General features: G+C 29.1%; 1 protein-coding gene. It reads left to right on the forward strand.

Going from position 1 to position 673, the window contains the following annotated elements; translation table 11 throughout:
- Positions 1-335: 335 nt before the first annotated feature.
- Positions 336-673: biotin/lipoyl-binding protein (locus A3SG_RS22595; RefSeq protein ID WP_232226437.1), on the forward strand; the 338-nt coding region annotated here is incomplete at its 3' end.

Consider the following 673-nt stretch of genomic DNA (forward strand, 5'->3'; position numbering starts at 1 on the left):
AAATGAAAGAACAATCAAAAAGTAAAATAAAGATTTTTACATTGGCAATTATAATAGTCTTACTATATCATAACATTAATCATGTAAAAGATTTCGTTCAAGGTTTTATTGACGGTTTTTAATTACTATAAAAACCTACTTTAATTACAGATACCTTATTTATTATTTGGTTCTAATTAAATTACATTTTTCATTTTTTTATTAGAAAGCCATTATTCTTAAAAAAAGTTTGAATTGTTGAGAAAAAATACTTTTAATCCTATTTTTTTTCTGTAGCAATAGATAGTATCATAATTATAAAAAAAAGCTGTCAGAATCAAAAAACAACTAAACTCATGAACTTCAGTTCAGACCCCATCAATACCTTAGAAAATCTTATCTCTGAAAACAAAACCAAGAGTATTTCTATTTACTTGGTGTTGATTCTGGCTATACTCCTCTTTCTGGCGCTGTTGCCTGTCATCAAAATAGACATCAGCAGTCAGAGTCGCGGTATGATTCGCAGTACGATAGATAATGTACCTCTAAGTAGCTTGGTCAATGGTAAAGTTACTTTTGTCCAGCTTAAAAATAATCAAGTAGTACAGCAAGGAGATACACTCGTACGACTGATACAAGAAAATCTTGATACAGAGAAAGCTACTAATCAAGAACTATCAATCGATTTACAGAA

The sequence above is a fragment of the Flavobacterium sp. ACAM 123 genome, assembly GCF_000264055.1.
Classification (GTDB): Bacteria; Bacteroidota; Bacteroidia; order Flavobacteriales; family Flavobacteriaceae; genus Flavobacterium.